16 protein-coding genes are annotated in these 20929 nt (G+C 64.9%); 9 read left to right on the top strand and 7 right to left on the bottom strand.

Annotation, left to right across the window (positions count from 1 at the left end; translation table 11 throughout):
• Positions 1-119: 119 nt before the first annotated feature.
• A complete protein-coding gene (locus F8S13_09655) occupies positions 120-1328 on the top strand; it encodes a DNA double-strand break repair nuclease NurA (protein KAB8143279.1) in 1209 nt (402 codons plus the stop codon).
• Here the strand turns inward: F8S13_09655 and F8S13_09650 are convergent.
• On the bottom strand, positions 1325-2161 hold the full coding sequence (locus F8S13_09650; GenBank protein ID KAB8143278.1) for an NAD(+)/NADH kinase: 837 nt from the start codon (positions 2159-2161) through the stop codon (positions 1325-1327). The two genes, F8S13_09655 and F8S13_09650, sit on opposite strands and share 4 nt — an antisense overlap.
• 88 nt (positions 2162-2249) lie before the next feature.
• Positions 2250-3152 carry a metalloenzyme gene (locus F8S13_09645; protein KAB8143566.1) on the bottom strand — a complete coding sequence of 301 codons (903 nt, stop codon included), beginning with the start codon at positions 3150-3152 and terminating at the stop codon, positions 2250-2252.
• A gap of 537 nt (positions 3153-3689) precedes the next feature.
• Between F8S13_09645 and F8S13_09640 the strand changes: the two genes are divergently transcribed.
• The gene (locus tag F8S13_09640; protein ID KAB8143277.1) at positions 3690-4871 is read left to right on the top strand and encodes a S1 RNA-binding domain-containing protein; all 1182 of its coding nucleotides are present in this window, start codon (positions 3690-3692) and stop codon (positions 4869-4871) included.
• Positions 4872-4941: 70 nt separating this feature from the next.
• On the opposite strand, the gene F8S13_09635 is transcribed toward F8S13_09640, so the two are convergent.
• Genes F8S13_09635 through F8S13_09625 form a run of 3 tightly spaced genes read right to left on the bottom strand, consistent with a single transcriptional unit; the run spans position 4942 to position 7119 of the window.
• The gene (locus F8S13_09635) at positions 4942-5802 is read right to left on the bottom strand and encodes a DUF2085 domain-containing protein (GenBank protein ID KAB8143276.1); all 861 of its coding nucleotides are present in this window, start codon (positions 5800-5802) and stop codon (positions 4942-4944) included.
• A gap of 50 nt (positions 5803-5852) precedes the next feature.
• Complete coding sequence (locus tag F8S13_09630; GenBank protein KAB8143275.1) at positions 5853-6425, bottom strand: TlpA family protein disulfide reductase; 573 nt, start codon at positions 6423-6425, stop codon at positions 5853-5855.
• Between the two features lie 40 nt (positions 6426-6465).
• On the bottom strand, positions 6466-7119 hold the full coding sequence (locus F8S13_09625) for a DUF2085 domain-containing protein (protein KAB8143274.1): 654 nt from the start codon (positions 7117-7119) through the stop codon (positions 6466-6468).
• Between the two features lie 41 nt (positions 7120-7160).
• Between F8S13_09625 and F8S13_09620 the strand changes: the two genes are divergently transcribed.
• Positions 7161-8549 (top strand): hypothetical protein, encoded by a 1389-nt coding sequence (locus tag F8S13_09620; GenBank protein ID KAB8143273.1) that lies wholly within the window; start codon positions 7161-7163, stop codon positions 8547-8549.
• Positions 8550-8600: 51 nt separating this feature from the next.
• On the opposite strand, the gene F8S13_09615 is transcribed toward F8S13_09620, so the two are convergent.
• The gene (locus F8S13_09615) at positions 8601-9788 is read right to left on the bottom strand and encodes a tyrosine--tRNA ligase (protein ID KAB8143272.1); all 1188 of its coding nucleotides are present in this window, start codon (positions 9786-9788) and stop codon (positions 8601-8603) included.
• A 776-nt stretch (positions 9789-10564) separates the two neighbouring features.
• Here F8S13_09615 and F8S13_09610 point away from each other — a divergent pair.
• The 6 genes from F8S13_09610 to nudC all read left to right on the top strand — a co-directional run bounded on the left by F8S13_09610 (position 10565) and on the right by nudC (position 18380).
• The gene (locus F8S13_09610; protein KAB8143271.1) at positions 10565-11245 is read left to right on the top strand and encodes a response regulator transcription factor; all 681 of its coding nucleotides are present in this window, start codon (positions 10565-10567) and stop codon (positions 11243-11245) included.
• 59 nt (positions 11246-11304) lie between these two features.
• Positions 11305-13521, top strand: coding sequence for a GAF domain-containing protein (locus F8S13_09605; protein ID KAB8143270.1), 2217 nt, complete (start codon positions 11305-11307; stop codon positions 13519-13521).
• Positions 13522-14118: 597 nt separating this feature from the next.
• Positions 14119-14973 carry a hypothetical protein gene (locus tag F8S13_09600; protein KAB8143269.1) on the top strand — a complete coding sequence of 285 codons (855 nt, stop codon included), beginning with the start codon at positions 14119-14121 and terminating at the stop codon, positions 14971-14973.
• A 504-nt stretch (positions 14974-15477) separates the two neighbouring features.
• The gene (locus tag F8S13_09595; protein ID KAB8143268.1) at positions 15478-16617 is read left to right on the top strand and encodes a pyridoxal phosphate-dependent aminotransferase; all 1140 of its coding nucleotides are present in this window, start codon (positions 15478-15480) and stop codon (positions 16615-16617) included.
• A gap of 96 nt (positions 16618-16713) precedes the next feature.
• Positions 16714-17484 (top strand): type I methionyl aminopeptidase, encoded by a 771-nt coding sequence (map, locus tag F8S13_09590; GenBank protein KAB8143267.1) that lies wholly within the window; start codon positions 16714-16716, stop codon positions 17482-17484.
• 74 nt (positions 17485-17558) lie between these two features.
• Entirely contained in the window at positions 17559-18380 is an 822-nt protein-coding gene (gene nudC / locus F8S13_09585) for an NAD(+) diphosphatase (GenBank protein KAB8143266.1), read from the top strand.
• A gap of 437 nt (positions 18381-18817) precedes the next feature.
• On the opposite strand, the gene F8S13_09580 is transcribed toward nudC, so the two are convergent.
• On the bottom strand, positions 18818-20914 hold the full coding sequence (locus tag F8S13_09580) for a hypothetical protein (protein ID KAB8143265.1): 2097 nt from the start codon (positions 20912-20914) through the stop codon (positions 18818-18820).
• Between the last annotated feature and the right edge of the window lie 15 nt (positions 20915-20929).

The following is a 20929-nucleotide window of genomic DNA, read 5'->3' as shown; positions in this document are numbered from 1 at the left end:
TTTTCTTATAAACCTTGGTGCCTTGGAGTCTTGGTGGTAAATCGTTTCCCCCCGCCTTGACGCGCCAAAATCGCTATGCTATGCTACCGCACAGATGTTCGCACCCGAAGGAGTGCATCATGCCGCTGGATCTTTCCAACCTCAGCAAGCAGATACGGGCTATGAGCGGCTCGCTCGCCGTGGAGGCCGACGCCAAGCAGAGCCGCCAGCAGCTGGCCCTGGGCCGCTACCTTGAGGAGGCCGCCGAGCACCACAAGTGGGCCGAGGCCGTGAATCTGAGCCGCGAGACCGCCGCCTGGCTGTTTGCCCAGCCCACCGAGCCGCTCGACACGGTGGTCGACCTGCCCTTCCGCCCCGAGGCCTACGCCCTGGTGGCCACCGACGGCTCGCAGATCGATGTGGAGCGGCACGGCATCGCGGTGTGCTACGTGATCAACATTGGCCGCGTGTTCATCCGCTACGGCGATCAGCCCATGGCGCGCCTGAATGCCGAGCCGACCCTGTTCTACCGCGACGAAGACCTCTACCTGAGCGATGGCGTGCGGCGCATCCCGATCGAGGGCAACTACCTTAGCTCGCGACGCGATGTGGAGGAGGGCGTGGCCCTGGTGGGCCTAGCCGACGAGTTTCTGGATGATAGCCTGCCCTGCATCGCGCTGCAGGATGGCACGCTGGTGCGCTGGACGCTGGCCAACGCCGAGCGCGTGGTGCAGGATGAGTTCCTGACGCCCTACTTCGAGTACCTCACGGCGATGCAGCAGCGCGGCATCCCCGTGGCCTCCTACATCAGCAGGCCGCGCGCGCCCGAGGTGGCGGGCACCATCCGCCTCATGTTCTGCCCGGATGTGAAGGTGAGCGAGGGCCGGGGGGCCACGTGCAGCTCGTGCAGCGCGGTGGCCGCCGGCAGCGAGCCGCCCTGCGTGGTGTGCGATGGCCTGACCGACGCCGAGATCCTGGCGGAGGGTCTGGAGGAGGGCCAGCGCGGGCCGATCTTCGTCTCTATGTCGCGGATCAATGTGGAGAAGTACGGCCAGCACCTCATCCACTTTTTCTACATGCGGGTGGGCCGCGAGGTTGCCCGCGTGGAGATCCCGCGCTGGGTCGCGCTTGACCGCGCCATGGTCGACCGCGTGCACAGCCTGATCTACGACCAGTGCATGCGCGGCCAGGGCTACCCGGTGGTGCTGGCCCGCGCCCACGAGCAGGCTATTGTGCGCTCGGCGGACAAGAAGGCGTTTATGAGCATCGTCGAGGGCAGCCTGCTGCGCGCCGACCTGCCCGCCTCATCCTCGCGCAAGGCCGAGAGCAAGCAGCGCCCCAGCCTCTAGCTCTCGCGCCGCAGCCGCTTGGTCAGCTCGGTGTAGAAGGCGGTGGGCGGATGCACGCGGGCGAAGGTCAGCGTCTGCTGCGCCCGCCGCACCTCCACGTAGTCGCCGGGGTGCAGCGCGATGCTCTCGCGCCCATCGGCGGCGAACAGGGCGGCGTGGCGGCTGCGCAGCAGCAGGCGGATCACCGCATCCTCGTGCAGCACCAGCGATGGCAGGTTGGTGAGGTGCGCGGCCAGCGGCACCAGGGCCAGCGCTCGCGAGCGCGGGTCGATGATCGGCCCGCCCGCCGAGAGCGCGTAGGCGGTGGATCCTGTGGCGCTGGCCACGATCACCCCGTCGGAGAGGTAGGTGGTGAGCGCCGCCCCGTAGATCTCGACCTCCACCTGCACCACGCGGTTCAGCTCGCCGCGCCCCACGATGATCTCATTCAGTGCCGTCACATAGCGCGGCGCGCAGCAGTCGCAGAAGATCGTCGCGTCGATCAGCGCGCGCTCGTCGCGCCAGCCGCCGCCCTCGATCAGGATCTGCAGCCCGCGATAGACCTCGTCGGGCTGCAGCTCGGCCATGAAGCTCAGGTGGCCGAGCGCCACCGGCAGCACCGGGATGTTGCCACCCTTGGCCATGGCCAGGTGGGCGGCGCGCAGCACCGTGCCATCGCCGCCCAGGGCCACCAGCAGGTCCAGCTCATCCAGGGCCGACGGCTCCTCGCGGCCCTCGTGCGAGACCCCGCGCCACACGGTGATGCCCTGGGCTTCGAGCCAGCGCGAGACCTGGAGCGAGGTGTTGATCGACTGCTCGGAGAGCGGGTTGTAGAGAACGCCAATGCGGCGCATAGATACCTCGTAGGGCATAAAGGCGCAAGAGATACGGGGTCGCAGAGCATCCATTGCCCGCTGTGCCGCGCCGCACATGCTGCCCGCTCTAGCGCCGAGAGAAGATCACATCCATCATACCATCAGCCAGCTGGCTGAGATCCTCGATCTGGGCGAAGCGCTGGGCATCCGGGCCGACCGCCAGCAGCGGCACTGGGTTGCGGGTGTGGTTGGGCGCGCTCAGGCTCTCCACGTTGCCGTGGTCGCTGGTGAGCACCAGGGTGTCCTGTGGGCGCATGTGCTCCAGCGCGGCCCCCAGCAGCGCGTCGATCAGGCCAAAGATCTGGTCTAGCCCCATGGTGAGCCGCCCGTGCCCGGCCAGATCGGTCATAAAGTTCTCGTAGAACACCAGGTCGTGGTTGTGGGCCAGGGCGGCCAGCGCCGCGCCCGCCTGCTGCGGCGTGATCGACGGGATGTCCAGCCCGGCGGCCCGCAGCGCCGCACCCGTGATATCCCATGAGAGCGCTTGCCCGCGCCGCAGATCCTCGGCGGTGCGGAACGCTAGGCCCGCGCCCTCGGCGGCGATCACGCTGGCCGAGCGGCGCGCCCGCCGGGTGGCCAGGGCCTCCCAGTAGCCGGGCGTGAAGGCGTTGGCGAAGGTCGCGCGCCCGCCTGCATCCACCACGCGGCGCAGGATGCTGCGCTCGGCCAGCAGCGGGCGCAGCGCCACCGGCGGCACGTGGGGCTGGTGGCGGCCATGCAGCGCAGGCGCGTTTACCCCGGCCAGCATGGCCGTCTGGCCAGTGCCGCTCTGGGGCGTGCCCTCCACCCCCAGCGTCGCATCGATCGGGCGCAGCAGCAGGCCGGGCCGCTGCGGCAGGCGGGCGGTCTCGATCACCAGCGGCCCACCCAGCAGGGCGCGCAGCGCCGGGGTGGGCGCGTCGGTCAGGGGGTTGTCGGCACTGGCGGGCGCGAGGCCGACGCCATCCAGAAACACAAACAGGATCGCCATGTTCTCGCCCACATCTTCCTTCTGAGCGTTCTTTTGCGGATAGAGTACCATGGATGCCGCGCGGTTGTCTTGAAACGACATGCCGCCGTATCAGCTGTGTAAAGCTATTCTGCCCGGGTTTTGCCCGCCGTTATGCATTTGGCGGGGCAATGCAGCCGATGTGGAAGAAAAAATCGGGTACAGATAGCCGCAAGATTGCCCTGCAGATTTGCTTGACAGCCCCTAGGCCACACGGTATAATGCCCAAGGTTGTACATAGTCGTTCCCATATATTCCGCCTCGGGCCTCCTCCTCTGTTACGACTCGACTTTCCAATGCCGAGACCAACACACGAGATGTCCAGCGCGGAGCCTTCGCGGGCACCGGCCCATGACTGTGGCTACTGGCTGACACGGCGCTTTTGATTATTTACTAGCCCGTGCACCCTAGCCCTGTCGCGCCGTGCTGCCACTGCCTACGCGAGGCGGGCCATTATTCGAGACTGGTGCGAGCGGCAGCGCAGCAGGCAACCCAATTCTTTGGTTTTGGAGGCTTTGGATGAACGTGTCTCCTGTTAGTTCCGAACAGGACGTCGAAGAGCTTGACTGGACGCGCCTTCTGGACGAGTATGATTATGCCACGCCTCAGCGGGGTGAGCTTCGCGACGGCATGGTGATCCGCATCGAGAACGACCTGATCCTGGTCTCGATCGGCACCAAGCGCGAGGGCGTGATCCCCCAGAGCGATTTGAAGTCCATGGGCGAAGAGTTTACAAAAAATGTCAAGGTTGGCGATTCTATTCAGGTTTATGTGCAGGACCCCGAGAACCGCGACGGCGAGCTGATCCTCTCGCTGACGATGGTTCAGGTTGCAAAAGACTGGGAAGAGGCTGCTCGGCTCCAGAGCGAGGGCGGCATCGTGCAGGGCATGGTTGTTGGCTACAACAAGGGTGGCCTGCTGGTGCAGTTCAACCGCATCCGCGGCTTCGTTCCGGCCTCGCAGGTGGCGCAGCTCCATGGCCGCACCGCCGCCGAGGAGCGCCAGCAGGCGCTGCAGCGGATGGTCAACCAGAACATCCCGCTGAAGGTGATCGAGGTCGACCGCGAGCGCAACCGCCTGGTGCTCTCCGAGCGGCTTGCGACTCAGGAGTGGCGCAAGGCGCAGAAGCACCGGCTGCTCACCGAGCTTCAGCCGGGCGACGTGCTCACGGGCCGCGTCAACCAGCTCACCAACTTCGGCGCGTTCATCGACCTGGGCGGCGCGGATGGCCTTGCGCACATCTCCGAGCTGTCGTGGCAGCGCGTCAACCACCCGCGCGAGGTGCTCTCGCCCGGCCAGGAAGTCAAGGTCATGGTCGTCGAGGTTGATGCCGAGCGCGAGCGCATCGGCCTGAGCCTCCGCCGCCTCCAGTCGAACCCCTGGGAGACGATCGACCAGCGCTACGCCCTTGGCCAGCTGGTCAGCGGCCCGGTGACGAACGTCACGCCGTTCGGCGCGTTCGTGCAGATCGAGGAGGCCGTCGAGGGCCTGATCCACGCCAGCGAGCTGAACGTGGACCCGCAGGCTCAGCCGCGCGACCTGCTCCAGCCTGGCCAGACGGTCACGGCGAAGATCATCAGCCTGGACAAGCAGCGCCAGCGCATGGGCCTCAGCATCCGCCGCCTGAACGACGACGGCACTGAGACCGAGGCTGCCGAGGCCAGCGAGGAAGTCGCCAGCGAGGAAGTCGCCGGCGAGTAGCCCTCTGCCCCACGGAAACGAAAGGCCGCCCCACATTGCGTGGGGCGGCCTTTTTGCGCGTCTGCGGGTGCTACATCAGCCCTCGGCCCTCGAAGTAGAAGCGGATGGATGACATCAGCCCAAGCTCGACCAGGGTCAGCACCAGCGCCAGCGTGCCCGGCCTGGCCAGCTGGGCCAGCCGCTCGATCTTGCTATCGTAGCCCATGGCCAGGGCCGAGACCAGCAGGTTCACCAGGAACAGCACGCCGGTGATGCCCAGCCACGCGCTCGCCGCGATCGGCCAGTACATAAAGCTGATGTTGCCATACATCGCCGCCATCACCAGCAGATTCAGCGCCAGCGCGCCCGCCAGCTCCAGCCAGCTGCGCATCACCGGTGTCGCGTGGTCGGCATCCTTGCGCAGCGACACGTTCAGCACCATCAGCAGCAGCACCGCCACCGCCACGCCCATGCCGGTGCCGGTGAGCGTGCGCAGCCAGTTCTGCGGCGTGTAGAGGTGCGGCAGCAGCATGTCGCGCAGCATCGAGTTAAAGCCATCCGCCGCCATGGCCAGGATGAAGAGCACCAGCGTGACGGTGATCGGTATGGGCGGCAGCTTGGCGGCGCGACCCCTGCCGATGGCGAACAGCATCAGAAAGGTCACCAGGAAGCTGCTGTAGATGCCGGTATTGCGCGCGCAGATCGGCAGCTGCAGCCCGCCGACCTCCACATTGTGGATCTGGGCGCACACGCCGTGCACCACGGCGTACATCTTCCAGTTCAGCGCGGCCCCTGGCCAGGCCAGCAGGCCCAGCAGCAGCGCCCCGGCCAGGCCGATGAAGGCGTAGCGCCAGGGCAAGTCGCGGTGGAGCTTGGTGGTGCGCTCCTGCTCGTGGCGGGCCGAGACCTCGCGCCGCGCCATCTCAAGGATCTCATCGGGGGAGTGTTGCATGGTGTGACCTGACCTGTGGCCCATCGCACGGACTATGCGTGCGGCGGGCGCTAGTGGAGGGAATCGAGCGCGCTCTTGATCGTCTTGTAGTCCATGATCTTCAGCTCGCGCGCGCCGATCGTCCCATCGGTGTTGAGAAAATAGCTGTTTGGCACCGTGCGTGTGAAGTAGCGCTGCGAGATATCGCCATCGGGGTTGGCCACCAGCGCGAAGCTCACCGGCAGCTCGGTGGTGAACTGGCTGATCTGCTCAAGCGACTCGGCCTTGTTGACACCCAGGATCACTAGGCTGTCGCCATACTCCTGCTGCACCTTATCGAGATCGGGCATCTCCTCGCGGCATGGCTCGCACCACGTCGCCCAGAAGTTTACGATCACCTTTTTGCCGCGCAGGTCGCTCAGCTTTTTGGCCGTGCCGTCGGCCATGGTGAACTCGAAATCCGGCGCGGCCTGGCCCACATCGGGGATGGATGGTGCGCCGCTGTCGATCAGCTTGGATGCGACGGCGATTTTGGCATTGGGGTTGCTGTCCACCGCAGCGGCCGGGGCCGACGCGGTGGGCTGGCTGGCACACCCGGCTAGCAGCATGGCCAGCGCCAGGGCGGCGAAAGAAAATCGTCTCACGGCTCTCCTCGGGGCTGCGCGGGCGATACCCGCGCGGTAGCTAGGCGATATCGATATCCCGCAGGTCGCGCTGCAGGCGTGGGTAGACAGTGATCAGCGTGGCGATGGCGAACAGCAGGCCCGTGATCATGCGGGTCCAGAAGTTGAACGATCCGATCGTATCATCGGTACCGCGCAGCGAGGTGTGGAACACGTCGTCGATCAGCTGGCTGCCGCCATCCAGCAGCATGGGCAGCAGCAGCAGCGCGCCCACCCACAGCCGTGCGGGGCGCACCCGCGTGCGCACCAGGTGGAACAGTAGACCGCCCACAAACAGACAGGTGTACATGGCCGTCTCGCGCTCGCAGAAGGCCACCTGGTAGCCATCGAGAAAAAACGATTGGCCGGGCTTCTGGTGGCACAGCCGCGAGTAGACCAGAAAGATCGCGCTACCCAGCCAGTGCAGCCCCAGCACATGTGCGATCGGCGAGAGCCACGGCAGCCCGCCGTAGAGGAAGACAATGCTGTTCATCATCAGCAGCCAGTGGCGGAGCGCCCAGCGGACTCCGTTGTTTATCTGCTGCTCCCAGCGCGGTCGCGATGTGGTTTCGATCATGGATGGTCCTAGTTGTTCCGGTTTTTGCGCAGGTATTATAGCAAATTCGCTTATGTGGCGGGGCTTGCGAGCCGCTATAATCGCCCTAGAGCGCTGCATCGCTCCTTGCGCCGACTCATAACACTAGAAGGAAGCGATAGATGCCACCAATGATGTTGTCTGGACGGGTTGTCGGAGCCACCACCCTTGCGCCGATTGCCGGGGTTTCGGTGCGCCTGGTTGGCCCGGCGGCGGCGCTGGGCGCGGCTGCTGCCGCAATGCCGCAGGGCCAGCAGATCACCTGGACGCGGCGTCTGCTGGGGTTCTCGGGGTCGCGGTGGGACTGCTGGGTGAAAGAGGTGCAGGGCAAGGTGCCCGGTATCACCTGGGACCAGTTTCGCGACGGCGCGCTGCTGCACAACCCCCAGCTGGTGGCCGATGGTCGCGTGTTTAAGCCAGCGCAGGATTACCTCATCCCCGAGGCGCAGGCGGTGGTGCCGCTCACCTGGACGCGGCGGCTGCTGGGGTTCTCGGGGTCGCGGTGGGACTGCTGGGTGAAAGAGGTGCAGGGCAAGGTGCCCGGTATCACCTGGGATCAGTTTCGCGATCAGGCGCTGCTCTACAATCCCCAGCTGGTGGCCGATGGCCGCGTGTTCAGGCCCGAGCGCACCTACCTCATCCCGCAGAGCGATGCCGCGCCGCGCGCCACAATCGAGGCCACCACCGACGCGCAGGGCGGCTACCAGCTTACGTTGGGTGGATCGCCAGCCGTGTGCGAGCTGCAGGTGGAGGTGGATGGCTACGTGCGCTACGTGCTGCCGCTGATGCTGAACGGCGCGGTTACGCAGCACATCCAGCTGATGCCGCTTGCGGCCCAGCCTAGCCAGCCAGCCACCTTCGCGCCCGCCTGGGGCGCAAGCGGCACGGTGCGCACCGCCCGCGCCGACTATGGCTCGCTGCCCGAGAAGGCCCGCCGCGTGATCGACCTGGCCCTCTTCACGCTGGGCGATGATGCCCAGACCTTCGACCTGTTGCCGGCCAACCTTCGGCAGATGTGCTACGGCGCCCGCTTCTTGGGCAACCCCAACGACTTTCACTACAAAGACATCGTCTGCGCCGATCTGGTCAGCCTGGTGCTGGCAGGCGCGGGCTGCGATATCAAATGGGGCGGCAGCGCCAACCCCAGCATGGCCGACTACTATGTGCCCGACCGCAATCCCAAGCTGATCGAGGTGACAGCGCCCAACGACTGGCTGCCGGGCGATGTGCTGCTATATGGCCCCTCGGGCACGGCTGGCCGGGTCGCGGGCCATGTGAACCTGTACGTCGGCGCGTTTGCCGGGGTCGATCGCGGCGGGCGCTCGTACACCCTCGCCGAGCAGTACGAGGTGGTGGAGGCTAGCATCGACTATATGAGCAAGGGCAAAGAGGTGGGCACCGGCATCCAGGGGCGCACGCTGCGCTCGTACTGCCTCGACAAAAAGTGCTACACCTACGCCTGGGTTCGGCACGTGCGGCTGCGCGAGCTGGCCGCCGCCTACGGGCGCTAAAAAAGGCCTGGGGCAGCATCGCGATGCCGCCCCAGGCCCTGCCCACCAGCGCTACTGCGCCACGATCTGCACAAACTTGCGGCGGCCCACCTGCAGCACCACCGGGGCCTTGTCGGGCGAAACGGCCACATCGTAGCCCTCCACCTTCTCGCCGCCCAGCCGCACGCCGCCGCCGTCGATCAGCCGCCGCGCCTCGCTTTTGCTCGCGGCCATGCTCGCCGCCAGCATCAGGTCGATGATCGCGATCGGCGCACTGATCGCAAAGCTCGGGATATCGGTCGGCATCTCGCGCTCGCGGAAGCGCTTGATCCACTCGGCCTCGGCCTGCGCGCCCTCGCCGATGGCGTGGAACTGGTCGACCACCAGCCGCGCCAGCTTCATCTTGAAGTCCATGGGGTTGGCCGTGCCCGCCGCCATGGCCTGCTTCATCTGGGCGATGTCGGCCAGCGGCTCGTCGGTCAGCACCTCGTAGTACAGCGGCATCACGTCGTCGGTCATCGAGAGCACCTTGCTATACATCTCGAAGGGCGGCATCAGCACATCGATGGTGTTGTTGAAGGTCTTGCCCATCTTGCGCCCGTCGGTGCCGGGGATGAGCGGCACCAGCAGGATGTCCTGCGGGGTCTGGCCCATCTGGCCCTGCAGCTCGCGGCCCGCCAGGTTGTTGAACTTCTGGTCGGTGCCGCCGAACTCGACATCGGCGTTGATCGCCACCGAGTCGTAGCCCTGCAGCATGGGGTACATCAGCTCTAGGATGCTCAGGCGCGCGCCTTCCTCGTAGCGCTTGCGGAAGGTCTCGTGGGCCAGCATCTGGGCCAGCGTGAAGCGCCCGGCCAGATCGAGCGCGTTGATCAGCTTGAACTTGCCGTACCACTCCGACTGCCAGCGCACCTCGGTCTGCGACTCATCCACGACCTTAAAAAACTGCTTCATGTAGGTGCGGGCGTTCTCCTGCACCACCTCGGCGGTGAGGCGCGGGCGGGTCTCATCGCGGCCCGAGGGATCGCCGATCTGGGCCGTCCAGTCGCCCACCACCAGCACCACCTGGTGGCCCAGCTCCTGGAACTTGCGCAGCTTGCGCAGGCCTACGGCGTGGCCAATATGCATATCGGGCTTCGTCGGGTCGAAGCCCTGCTTCAGCCGCAGCTTCTTGCCGCTCTGCAGCTTGGCGCGCAGCTCGCTCGCCACCAGCACCTCGGCCACCCCACGCGAGAGGAGTTCATCGTATATATCGGCCATACTGCCCCCTGTGCAACAAAAAACGTGGACGGTGTTGTCCACGTGTGGTCTCTTCCATCTTATTGCGACATACAACCGTGGAGCATGATCAGGATTGAGATGCTCGGGGGTAATAGTCGCAGCAGGTGCTCTGTGAAGAATTTGTCATAAGGCGATTCCCTTGATAAACTGCGCGTATCCTAGCACGGAGCGCGCAGGGTGTCAAGATCCACTCGGATCGCCGCCATGGCCTGCCCATGCGCAAAACAGGACTAATTCCCGATCTTAGGCGGTTGATTCTGGCCAGAGATTTTGCTACAGTGCCTATGCTATCTGTCAACATGGTGAATCGGCGAGGGTGCTAGCTTGAGTACTCTGTTATCTTGTGATCAACAGCATAACAAAACAGTTACATGATGAACCTGAAAAAAAGGGCGCTTTTCGGTTCCTGCTGCGCGGACACAATGAAGGCAACAATAAAATATTTACACCTGCTGATCGATAGAAGGCCAATAGATATTTTCTAGAAGAGAAAAGAGGCCCGCTAAAAAGAGTGAAAATGTCGCTCATAATTGTCCAGGCAGCGAATCTTTATGTTAGTCCTGTAGTTGGCTGGGACTTATGTCTTATACAAGAAAGACACATACGTAACTGTTTGGTCACAATTGCTGTTAATATAGAGTAGAGCACATGCGTAAGATTGCAGCAGTGTGCCCCATCCCTCCAAAGTCGAGAGTTTAGTACAACAGAGCGCTGGCTATGCGTGTCATACCATACCATGGCGAGGAGTAAATAGTATGCATATTCTGGTTGCAGACGACGACCTTCCAAGTGTTAAACTCACCTCCTTCCTTCTCGAAGAAGCTGGATACCGTGTTCTAAAGGCCTACGATGGCCCCTCGATCATGCAGTCGATAGAGCAGAGCCAGCCAGATCTGGTGCTGCTGGATGTATCGATGCCCAAGACCAATGGCTTTGATGTCTGCCGCCAGATCCGGCGCACATCCGATGTTCCGATCATCTTCCTGTCGGCCCGTGGCCAGCTGCAAGATCGTGTGACAGGGCTGCAGATCGGGGCCGACGACTACCTGGTGAAGCCCTTCGAGCCATCTGAGCTGCTGGCCCGCGTCGAGGCGGTGCTGCGCCGCCGCAACAGCGACATGCTCAACCCCTCGGCGCGGCTCAGCCAGGGCGAGATCACACTCGACCCGGTCGAGCACAAGGTGCTGTTCAGCGATGGCCGCGTGGTCGAGCTGACCCCGCTTGAGTTCCGCCTGCTCTACTACCTGATGAAGAACTCGGGCCGCGTGCTGAGCACCAGCCAGATCCTGAGCAAGGTGTGGGGCTATGACTACGAGGGCGAGAGCAACCTGGTGGCGGTCTATATCCGGCGGCTGCGCTCGAAGATCGAGCCAGAGCCAGATTCGCCCAAGCATGTCATCACCGTGCGCAATCTCGGCTATAAGTTCGAGGCGTAGCCACCAGTCGGAAGGGATGACTATGGGCCGTAGGATGACGACATGCAGGTAGCAGCGGCATGGCCACAGCGGCTGTTGGTTTTGCCGCAGCGCTATCAGTAGGAGCTATGAATATGGTTGCTGGCAATGCATCATCGGCCCCAGGGTGGCCATGGGCACATGCTCGCCGCCAGCTGATGTATACGCTCACACCGCTCGTAGCGTTTGCCATGGCGTGGTGGTCGAGCGCCCTGCTGACAACCCCCCTTATCTGGAATGAGGCCATGGCCTACAGCATCGCGCACCTTGCGCTGATCGGCCTGAGGCGCATGGCATGGCTGCGGGTGACCCTTTCGGTGGGCCTAAGCCTAGTGCTCGATCTACTGTTTAGCCTTCTGCTGCTGTACCAGTCCGATCAGCTGGGCCACGCATTCTACCCGTTGTTTGCCCTGGTGGCGCTTCGGGCGCTATCGGTCTACCGGATCACCCCAGTGGCCACTGCGGTGCCGTTCCTGCTTGGCCCGCTCTACCTCTTTTTCGTGATCCTCGCCACGCCGTTTGCGGCACAGCCGCCGCAGGATCAGTATGCCGCCCTGGCGCTGCTGGCGGGGAGCCTCGGCTTCGGTATCGCTGCTATTTGGTCGAGCACCGCCACCGTGCGGCTGAATGTGCAGCTTCAGCAGGAGCTGCACGATGCGAAGCGGGCCGCCGAGCTACGGGTGGCCCAGCTGGAGCGCAGCACCAACGACCTGCGGGCCAGGATGCGCGAGCAGCACGCCCTAGAAGAGGGCCTGCGCGTGATCACCAGCAGCCTGAGCCTTGATGAGGTGCTCGGACAGATTGTCGATAGCACCATCCAGATGCTTGGGCTGGCGCGCATCCATGGGGTGGCGCTCTCGCTCTCGACCGGCGATGGCTTCGAGCATCGCACCGCCAGCAGCGAAGTGGCGATCTGCAAGCAGGTGGCCGATGCGATCGCGCGGCACACAGTGGAAAAGCAGATCCCGCTGATTATCACCGATAGCGCACATAATCGCGTGCTTGCAAACCTTGACCATACCATTTGTTCCGCGCTAAGTGTGCCGCTGTTTGTGGGCAGCGGTGAAGTTCGGGGGGCGCTCACTGTGGTGAGCCGCGAGTGTGGGATCTATGATAGCACCGACGCACGGCATCTGTCGGCGCTGGCCACCCAGGCTGGCATCGCTATCCAGAACGCCGAACTTCATAGCCGCATGCAACAGCAGCGCCAATTGCTGGAGGCGGTGATGCGTGATATTACCGAGGCGATGGTTGTGTTGGATGCCCAGCAGCAGGTGGTGCTTGTGAATCCGCTGGGCCGACGCCTGATGGATGCCGACCAAAACGCGGCGATCCGCGAGCAGATCCTGGATCTGGCTGCGGCGATGCGCACCGAGGGGCATCAGATCCTGGCGCGTGAGATGCGCACCCACAGCGACGACGACGAGAGCAAGGGCAGCACCTTCCAAGCCTGGGCCTCGCTGGTGCGCCAGCCGAGCGATGACGAGATGCTGATCGCGATCGTGCTGCATGATATTACCGCGCAGAAGGTTGAGGAGCGCGGCAAGCAGGAGTTCATCTCCATGGTGGCCCACGAGCTGCGCAACCCGCTGCATTCCATGAATGGCTTTGTGAAGCTGGTGCTGCAGGGCAAGGTTGGCCCGCTGACCGACATGCAGCAGGAGTTTCTGGAGATTGTCGATAGCCAGATCGAGCTACTGAATGGCCGGATCGCCGAGCTGCTTGAGTACAATCGCGTGCAGTCGGGGCGGCTGGTGCTGAACCCGCAGCGCGGCGACATGCCCATGCTGGTGTCTGGCACTATTACGCGGCTCAAGTACCAGGCCGAAAATAACGATCTGCAGTTGGTCAATGATGTTGCCGCAGATCTGCCCCAGTGCTACTTTGACAGTGAGCGGATCGGCCAAGTGCTGACCAACCTGATCGAGAATGCGATCAAGGCCACGCTGGCGGGGGGCACCATCCGCGTGCGCTCCGAGGTGCACGAGGATGAGCTCTGGCTGCGGGTGCAGGACACCGGGGTGGGCATCGCCGAAGAAGATATCGACAAGGTATTCCGCGCCTTCTACCGTGCGCACGATCAGGCATCGAGCAAGGGTAACCACTTGGGGCTTGGCCTGGCGATCTGCGCGCAGATCATCGAGGGGCATCGCGGGCGGATCTGGGTGGAGAGCGAGCTGGGTAAAGGCAGCGTCTTCAGCTTTGCGCTGCCGCTGATCAGCCAAGAGCGGGCCTTGAGCACCACGATGGCGCTCTAGCTTGGGTGGGGTCGACCTGGGGCCTGGCAATTTTGCCAGGCCCTTTTTTCTTGCAATGGTTTACAGTTGAATGCTCGGGATCGCGCTTTGCTGGCCAGTTATGGCCCCAGTGTGAATCTCTTCTCTGTGGTGGCGCGGTATGGATGTGCCGTGCGATCCGCCCCGCTGGTGGCTGGCGCGGCGGTGGCTGGAATGATAAAAGGCGGCCTTGCCAAGGGCTGGGCTGCCGTGGCATTCGCCAAAATGCTTCGATTCTGTAACCGAAACCGCACGGGTCATCATTGGACAGTAAAAAGCCAGACGTGTATAATCGTTTGTACGACGTAATGTAGTACGGCGAGGCAATTCATGGCAGAGCAGGGGATGGATGCTGAAGCAGGGGTTTCTAGGGTGGGGAGCCAATATATGGTCTCTGGCTTCCCCGTCCTCGGTCTGCCAGATGCAGCGCGAGCTGTAAAGTATTTTAGCCTCAACCCATTTCTTCCCGATAACCACAACCGCTGCCCGATCGAGTGCGCCTACTGCGTATGCCATCAGGACGGCAGCTGGCACCACCGGCCCGAGACATTTGCCGGGGTGCAGGCCCCAGCGGATCTGATGGATCAGCTGCTGGATATCATCCTAGCTAGCTCGGAGGGCCGGGCGGGCTTCCCGATCTCGCTGTGCGATTTTTCGGACCCGTTTATCCCCGCCCACCGCGAGCGCGTGCTCGCCATCTTGCAGGCCCTGATCGACCGTGGGGCGCAGAATCTGGTCTATATCACCACCAAGGTGCACCCCGGCATGCGCTTCCTGCGCAGGCTGCGCGCGCTGCTGGCCCAGCCCAATGGCCTGCGCGTGACGGTGTTTGTGAGCCTGCCGCCGCTGCGCGAGGGCTACGAGCGGGCCTCGGTGCCGGGGCGTGTGCGGCTGCTGCAAGATCTGGTGGCGCTGGGCATCCCATGCTGCTGGTACCTGCGCCCGCTGACTGAGGATTGGTACGACGAGGAGCTGCTCACCCGCCTTGCGCACGAGCTGCTGCCCCATGTGTCGCACCACGTCATCCTCTCGGGCATTGTGATGTCGGCGGAGGTGGAGGCGGTGCTGCAGGATCGCGGGCTGGTGGTGCCCACTTGGGATCACGGGCTGGCGGGCCGCAAGCAGCACCTCTCACCCAAGTTCGAGCACCATGTGCGCACGCTGCTGGCCACGATCGCCGATGAGCTGGGCGTGGCGATGGGGCCGGTGATGGGGCACCGGCTGTGCGGCACGAACGGCAACCACGCCTATGGCTGCCTGCTGTGCGCGCGCCAGGATCGCTACTGTCAGCATTTTCAGGTGCAGCAGTTCGGCACCACCATACAGTCGGTGAACTCGCCCCACCTGCAGCGCCTGCTGCAGCGCCAGCGCGAGGAGATGAAGGCCGCGCGCCAGCAGCCTGCGCTGCTGCCCTCGGAAGAGGAGTGCAGCTAGGCCTGCTCGGGCGGCGCCTGCCATGCTGAACGCGGGTGCGGACGCTTTCGGGGCATGGCGCTTTCGCTGGCGCGGTGAGAGATCCCTGGCAGAAGCCACGGGGTTTTTTTGTTGGGCTGGTGCCAGAGCCTATGCGTTCTCGTTCGGCAGCACGTTTTACCACCAAGACACCAAGGAACACAAGACCTATTTACCACGAAGAGCTGAGGGCACGAAGGAAAAACCGAATTGCCCCAAGATGCCAAAACGCGAAAAGAGCGCAGACAGAACGCATAGGCCCTGGGGAAGGTGGGCTGCGCTGGGCAGGGCTTGACATAGAGTGTTACACTGGCGTCTTATACCTTATAATATGGGAGGTGGCCCTGCCGAACGTGTGCCAGGCCACTGGGCGCGGCGCTCAAGCCTGCCTTTGGGCGGCTGTGGAGCGCTTCCGCTTGCGCTTTAGCGTGAAGAACGTATACTTACGCTATTATGCTTTTTGATAGATTTTTATCGTGGTATCGTATGACAGGTTTTTTTGCAGATGGTGATCTTTCGCTCAACCGTATTGAGTTAGCGCGGCAGGCAGCAGAGTCGCAGGGGTATATTGATCTTACCAGCAGTAACCCAACGCACCAAGGCTTTACTTTCCCCGACGCGGTGCTGCGCGCCGCCGCCGAGCGCTACCTGCTGAGCCGGACTTACGAGCCAGACCCGCGCGGGCTGCTGGCGGCGCGTCAGGCGATCGCAGACTATTATATGCGGCGGACGCCATCCTACACTCTTTCGACCGAGAATATTTTTCTGACGGCCAGCACCAGCGAGGCGTATGGTCTGCTGTTCGCGCTGCTGACCAACCCTGGCGACAATGTGCTTGCGCCGGTGGTCTCCTACCCGCTGTTCGAGTACCTGGCCAACATCTACCGCGTGGACCTGCGGCCCTATGCGCTGGATGAGGCCCACGACTGGCGGATCGACCCGGCCAGCCTGCGGGTGCAGGTGGATGACCGCACGCGGGCGGTGCTGATCGTGTCGCCGCACAACCCCACGGGCGCGGTGGTGCGCGAGGCGCTGCCGACCCTGGAGCGCCTGGGGCTGCCGCTGATCTGCGATGAGGTGTTCGCCGAGTTCAGCTACCGCGCGCCGGCCACCCCGCCGCTGTCGGCCCTGTTCCCCGGCCTGCCGGTGTTTCTGCTGAATGGCATCTCGAAGATGTTTGCGCTGCCCGACCTGAAGCTAGGCTGGATCGGCCTGAACGAGCCCGCGAGTGCGGCGTTCGGCGACCGGTTAGAGCTGCTGAACGACACCTTTCTCAGCTCGAACTCGCTGACGCAGGCCATGCTGCCGGACATGTTCAGCCAGGGCTGGCCGTTTGTCACCCAGATGGTGGCGCAGGTGCGCTCGAACCTCGACCGCGCGATCGAGATCCTCTCGGCCAATCCGCGCATCCACGTGCACCAGCCCGATGGCGGCTACTACCTGTTTCCCTCGGTGGAGGGCTGGGATGACGAAGAGGAGCTGGTGATCCACCTGCTGAACCACGGCGTGCTGGTGCACCCCGGCTACTTCTACGGCTACGAGCAGGGCACACATATCATGCTCTCGTGCCTGACCGAGCGATCGCAGCTGGAAATTGGCGTGCAGCGGCTGGTAGAAGCGCTATAATTTAGGTACCAAAATCCAGCAGCCAGAAGATCGGGCGCTGCGTTGCGGCCTCGGTCTTCTGGCTGTTTTGCGCTGGGTAAAGAAGTGAGGTGTGTGATGGCGATTGTTCTGTATAACCAGTCTGAGATCCAGAAGATGCGCGATGCGGGCCGACTGACCGCCGAGGTGTTCGCGCTGCTGCATGAGCATATTCGCCCTGGCGTGACCACGCGCGAGCTGGATACGCTGGCCGAGCGCCACATCCGCAAGCACGGCGCGGTGCCCGCCTACAAGGGCTACAAGCCGCGCTTCTCGGCCACGGCCTTCCCGGCCACGATCTGCGCGTCGGTCAACTCGGTGGTCTGCCACGGCTTCCCCGACGACACGCCGCTGAAGGATGGCGATATTGTGGGCGTGGACATCGGCCTGCAGCTGAATGGCTTCTATGGCGACTCGTGCGTGACCTATGGCGTGGGCGTGCTGCCGCCGGAGACGGCGCGGCTGCTGGAGGTGACGAAGGAGTCGATGTGGCGTGGCATCAACGCGGCCCAGCCGGGCAACCGGATCGGCGATATCGGCGCGGCCATCCAGGGCTACGTGGAGCCGCAGGGCTTCTCGGTGGTGCGCGAGTGGACGGGCCACGGCGTTGGTCGAAAGCTGCACGAGGATCTGACGGTGCCCCATGTGGCCAAGGCTGGCACGCTGCAGAAGATCATGCCCGGCATGATCTTCACGGTGGAGCCGATGGTGAATATGGGCAGGCCGGAGCAGTATGTGGATCGCCGCGATGGCTGGACGGTGCGCACCTCGGATGGGTCGCTCTCGGCGCAGTACGAGCACGCGATCGCGATCACCGAGCACGGCCCCGAGGTGCTGACCCAGCTGTAAGCGGTATGTTCTGATTGGCGCGGCGGGTGTGCCCTGCCGCGCCCCTATGCGCCAAGCGCGATGAGGTCTCTTCTATGCGAAGCACTTTTCTGCGGGCCTACCCGCCCGCGCAGCCTGCCGAGGGCGAGGCTCGCTGGCTGCTGTTTCGAAATGGCGATCTGCTGGTGCGGGCCGAGGGCGAACAGATCGCGCTGATCGCCGACCGCGCGGCGCTGGCCGATGCCCAGGGCGGCACGCCTATCTACCTGGGCACGCTCGATGGTGTGCCATATATCGCCTGCACCCTGGCGGGCGACGACCCGCTGCCCGAGGGCTGGCAGCCGCGCAACCTGCGCACGCTGTTCGGCGCGCTGGGCGACGAGGAGTATGGCATCGCGGGCTATGCCGCCCAGATGCTGTTCTGGCAGCGCACGAGCCAGTTCTGCCCGGTGTGCGCTGCCCCTACGGAGCACGTGGGCGGCGACTGGGGGCGGCGCTGCACCAGCTGTGGCTTCACGCGCTACCCGCAGATCAGCCCGGCCATCCTGGCGCTGGTGCACGATGGCGACCGCATCCTGCTGACCCACAAGCCGGGCTGGGGTGCGCGCTACAGCATTGTGGCGGGCTTTGTGGAGCCGAACGAGGCGCTAGAGGCTTGCGTGCAGCGCGAGGTGATGGAGGAGTGCGGGGTGGATGTGGCTGGCGTGACCTACTTTGGCAGCCAGGGCTGGCCCTTCCCCGCCCAGCTGATGGTGGGCTTCACCTGCAGCTACGCCGGGGGCGAGTTGGTGATCGACCCGCACGAGCTGGATGATGCGCGCTGGTTCCACGTGGATGAGCTGCCGGATCTGCCTGGCCCGCTCAGCCTCTCGCGCCAGCTGATCGACCACTGGGTGGCCAGCCGCAGGCCAGCCTAGCCCCGCTTTTCCCTCCACCGTTTTGCCCATAGCCCGCCGCACGCCGCGCGACTGACCCGCATCAGTCGCGCGGCGTGTGTTTTTGTATGCGGGGCGTGCTTTTCTTTACTGCGCAGGCTGCGCGGGTGGTTTCGGCGGCTATGCGGGCTGCGTGGGTGGCTGCGTGGGCTGCTTCTGCGTACGGATGTGCTTTCTTGGCCCTGAAGCAGGCCGCTCAACCAGTGCAGCTGCCCGCGCGATAGCTGCGGCGCGGATTAGTAGGACTGGCGGCAGCTAGGGGGAAAAGCAGGCTGGCAGCGCTGGCGGGCCTGCGCCATTTCAGCATGGGCATACCAGCCCGCAGGATGTGCGGCGGCCCGCTGGCTGTCTCCCCTCAGATGATCAAAAAAGCTGAGGGCATCTATCCCTCAGCTTCCTTGGTGCGGCGGGGCAGTGGCCTAGAATGGTTCGGGCGGGCGGATGCGGAAGCCCAGCGCGCCGATCCACTGGCTGGCCGTGACCCACAGCACGTAGGCCGCCATCAGCATATAGGCAGCGCGCACCGGCCAGCCCCAGCGCCAGGTGGCGCGCACAGTGGAGATGCAGCCGATGGCGATGGCCCAGGCCGAGAACATGAGCCAGCGGGTGGAGAGCGAGGAGCCGGTGAGGAAGGGTAGCGCCGCGAAGAGCAGCGCGATGATGAAGGTGGCCGCGATCATAGCCACGAGCACGGGCCAGGGGTCGCCGGGCGCTGCGGCCTTGGGCTTGGATCGCAGCCACAGCCCAAAGCCGACCAGGGCGAGCGGCACCGGAAAGAAGCCGAAGTGCACGCGGAACCCCGAGTCCCAGAGTGTGCGCCAGAGCGTGCTCTGCGGGATGGGCGCGCGCCCGCCGGCCATGCCGTTCAGGCCGCCCTCGCTGGTGGCGCGGATCTGGTCGAGGAACAGGCTGGTGTAGCCGGTGTAGAACAGCAGCGCCGCGATCAGCTCGGCCAGGGCGAAGGGCAGGGCCAGCCGCCAGAACGCCCGCCAGGGCAGCGCGCCGCGCCACGCCAGGATGAGCATGGCCATGATCAGCATACCGCCGAGCAGCGAGACATTCATCCAGAAGCCGAAGTGGCCAAGGAACACCAGCGAGTAGAGCGAGGTGAAGACCGCGCCCTCAAGTAGCTCGCCCCTGGTGGCCCTGCCGGTGGCGACGCTGGCCAGCACGCGCGGCGCGGCCACCACCAGCGCGGCCATCAGCAGCAGGTCGGCAAACTGGGCAAAGATGTGGGTGCTGAAGTTCCACCATGTGGTCATAAACGTGGCGGCGCTGAGCGAGTAGAGCGCGGCGGCGGCCACCGCCCAGCGCTGGCTGGTGCGGCCCTCGCCCTCGGCTGCGCCTGGCGCGGTGCCGCCGAACGCGACCATGCCTATGGCGTAGACCAGCAGCGGGCTGAGCGCATCCAGCACCGCAGCGCCCACGCGCAGCAGCATGCGCATGTCCACCCCCACCAGCATGATCGGCGCGAGCAGCTGGTAGAGCGCGGGCGGGTAGGGGAAATCGACGCCACGGTTGCGCGAGAGCAGCAGCACGCGGCCCAGCACCACCTCGGTGAAGCGGTTGGCGTGGAAGCCGATATCGCCCCACATGGATGAGGGGTAGAGCTTGCCGCCGTAGCGCAGCGCGAACGCGGCCAGGGCCAGCAGCAGCAGCCAGCGCAGCGCCTCCTGCCCCAGGGGGATGCGGGCGGCGCGGGCCAGCGCTGGCACAGCGTGGCGCAGCACCAGCACCAGGGCCAGCCCGAGGGCCAGCGCGGTGAGCGCGGCGCTGGGGCCGAGCGCGGTGCGCGGCGGGTCGAGCGTGGCGGCCAGGGCTAGCAGCGCGCCCAGCGCGCCCAGCGCCACCGCCGCCGGGCGCGGCGGTACCCCGCAGCGGCGCACGCCCAGCCAGGCCAGGGCCAGCGCGCCCAGCCAGGCCAGCGTAGGCGCGGGGTCGGGCAGAGCCGGGCCAGCGGCGGCGGCCACATCCACGCGGTCGACCGCGAAGCCGATCGAGCGGGCATCGCCGCTGGGCGTGATGGTGGCCGAGCGGATCTCGAAGCCCTGGCCGCTGGCGGCGCTGGGCAGCAGGAAGCTGTAGGTGCGGCCCTGCGGCGCGACGGGGAAATCGGCCAGCTTCTGCCCGCCCGCCCAGACCTCGAACGACTTCGCGGCCTTCTCGGCCAGCTCCTGGTTGAGCGGCAGCACGGCGAGCGTGGCGACCAGCGGGCGCGCGCCGAAGCCGGGCAGCGCCACCGTGGCGCGCTCGCTGGTCCAGCGGTAGTTGGGCGTGGTCTTCTGGCCCTCTGGCTCGGCGGCGTAGAAGCCGTCGATCAGCGGCAGGTCGGCGTGGTCGCCTTCCTCCCACCCCACCTCGATATGGTAGCGCTGTGCGGGCTGGGCCGCGCCAGCCAGCAGGGCGAGCGTCAGCAGCAGCACGCCCGCCAGCCAGGGCGAGAGGATCGCGCCGATCAGGGCGCGCAGCTCGGCGACAAGGCCGTGGTAGATCTTCGTAAAAAATGTTGGTTGCATCGCCGCAAATAATAC

The organism is Chloroflexia bacterium SDU3-3, from assembly GCA_009268125.1.
In the GTDB taxonomy this organism is placed as follows: Bacteria; Chloroflexota; Chloroflexia; order Chloroflexales; family Roseiflexaceae; genus SDU3-3.
This window is presented reverse-complemented; position numbering and strand designations above follow the sequence as displayed.

What these genes read in the sequence shown, in the direction of transcription:
- F8S13_09655 (KAB8143279.1), top strand. Translation starts at nt 120, where the DNA reads ATGCCGCTGGATCTTTCCAACCTCAGCAAGCAGATACGGGCTATGAGC.
- F8S13_09650 (KAB8143278.1), bottom strand. Translation starts at nt 2,161, where the DNA reads ATGCGCCGCATTGGCGTTCTCTACAACCCGCTCTCCGAGCAGTCGATC.
- F8S13_09645 (KAB8143566.1), bottom strand. Translation starts at nt 3,152, where the DNA reads ATGGCGATCCTGTTTGTGTTTCTGGATGGCGTCGGCCTCGCGCCCGCC.
- F8S13_09640 (KAB8143277.1), top strand. Translation starts at nt 3,690, where the DNA reads ATGAACGTGTCTCCTGTTAGTTCCGAACAGGACGTCGAAGAGCTTGAC.
- F8S13_09635 (KAB8143276.1), bottom strand. Translation starts at nt 5,802, where the DNA reads ATGCAACACTCCCCCGATGAGATCCTTGAGATGGCGCGGCGCGAGGTC.
- F8S13_09625 (KAB8143274.1), bottom strand. Translation starts at nt 7,119, where the DNA reads ATGCAGCGCTCTAGGGCGATTATAGCGGCTCGCAAGCCCCGCCACATA.
- F8S13_09620 (KAB8143273.1), top strand. Translation starts at nt 7,161, where the DNA reads ATGCCACCAATGATGTTGTCTGGACGGGTTGTCGGAGCCACCACCCTT.
- F8S13_09615 (KAB8143272.1), bottom strand. Translation starts at nt 9,788, where the DNA reads ATGGCCGATATATACGATGAACTCCTCTCGCGTGGGGTGGCCGAGGTG.
- F8S13_09610 (KAB8143271.1), top strand. Translation starts at nt 10,565, where the DNA reads ATGCATATTCTGGTTGCAGACGACGACCTTCCAAGTGTTAAACTCACC.
- F8S13_09605 (KAB8143270.1), top strand. Translation starts at nt 11,305, where the DNA reads ATGGCCACAGCGGCTGTTGGTTTTGCCGCAGCGCTATCAGTAGGAGCT.
- F8S13_09600 (KAB8143269.1), top strand. Translation starts at nt 14,119, where the DNA reads ATGGATCAGCTGCTGGATATCATCCTAGCTAGCTCGGAGGGCCGGGCG.
- F8S13_09595 (KAB8143268.1), top strand. Translation starts at nt 15,478, where the DNA reads ATGACAGGTTTTTTTGCAGATGGTGATCTTTCGCTCAACCGTATTGAG.
- map (KAB8143267.1), top strand. Translation starts at nt 16,714, where the DNA reads ATGGCGATTGTTCTGTATAACCAGTCTGAGATCCAGAAGATGCGCGAT.
- nudC (KAB8143266.1), top strand. Translation starts at nt 17,559, where the DNA reads ATGCGAAGCACTTTTCTGCGGGCCTACCCGCCCGCGCAGCCTGCCGAG.
- F8S13_09580 (KAB8143265.1), bottom strand. Translation starts at nt 20,914, where the DNA reads ATGCAACCAACATTTTTTACGAAGATCTACCACGGCCTTGTCGCCGAG.